This window comes from Herbiconiux daphne, assembly GCF_024979295.1.
In the GTDB taxonomy this organism is placed as follows: Bacteria; Actinomycetota; Actinomycetes; order Actinomycetales; family Microbacteriaceae; genus Herbiconiux; species Herbiconiux daphnes.
In genome coordinates this window covers 1-719 of record NZ_JANLCJ010000367.1, presented here as the reverse complement: position 1 = coordinate 719, position 719 = coordinate 1, and the positions used below count along the sequence as shown (strand labels likewise).

2 protein-coding genes are annotated in these 719 nt (G+C 39.2%); both read left to right on the top strand.

All coding sequences use genetic code 11. The features are described from left to right. The coding region (locus tag N1032_RS25290) for a hypothetical protein (RefSeq protein WP_259543343.1) at positions 1-283 on the top strand (283 nt) is incomplete at its 5' end. Positions 284-395: 112 nt separating this feature from the next. Beyond that, positions 396-695 (top strand): hypothetical protein, encoded by a 300-nt coding sequence (locus N1032_RS25285; RefSeq protein ID WP_259543342.1) that lies wholly within the window; start codon positions 396-398, stop codon positions 693-695. Positions 696-719 lie beyond the last annotated feature (24 nt).

The window sequence follows — 719 nt, the reverse complement described above, 5'->3', positions numbered from 1 at the left end:
AAGATTAAAAAGACAGATAGAAGAAATAGACAGATTAGAATATAGAGCTATTGAAAATGGGAAGGTAGTAGCAATGATGATTATAGATGTACTACCAGAAGAAACCCACACAGGCTACCCGATGTTATATACTATGCTTAGTTTCTCCACTGTAAAGGGTGCTCTTACTCAGGGTTATAAATGGCTTTACTCAGTGGCTAAGATGATGGGCTTTAGGTTTGTACTGACTACCCGGCAGACAGGGCCACGGGAGATAACCAACAGGATTAAAGAACTATGTTAGAGGCTATCTTGTTTATCTTTTGGCTTAGTGCTACTTTTTCTATGCTTTTCCCTTGACAGTAATTATATAATCATGTATCTTGTCTGTATTGAAACCAACAGGACTAACTAGCATGGCAATCTTTACCGCACTGAATCAGATTAACAAATCAATCCTTAACTATGCTAAAGCGCGTGGGATTGAATTAGAAGTTGATAGAGATAGTGAAGCTGTTTTGTTTTGGGATGCTAAAGAAGATTGTGAATGGATGTTTTCTTATGGTATCGCCTCCCGTGACGGCTCGTTAGTGTGGCGTGGTAATATCTACTTGCCTGATGATGTTAAGGAAGAATTACCAGCCCACATAATGACAGCGGCAAAGCTGAAAGAGGTAATAGATTACATATCGGAAGAGTTTCTAAGCAAACAATAACCGCCTACGGGCGGTTTTTTATTG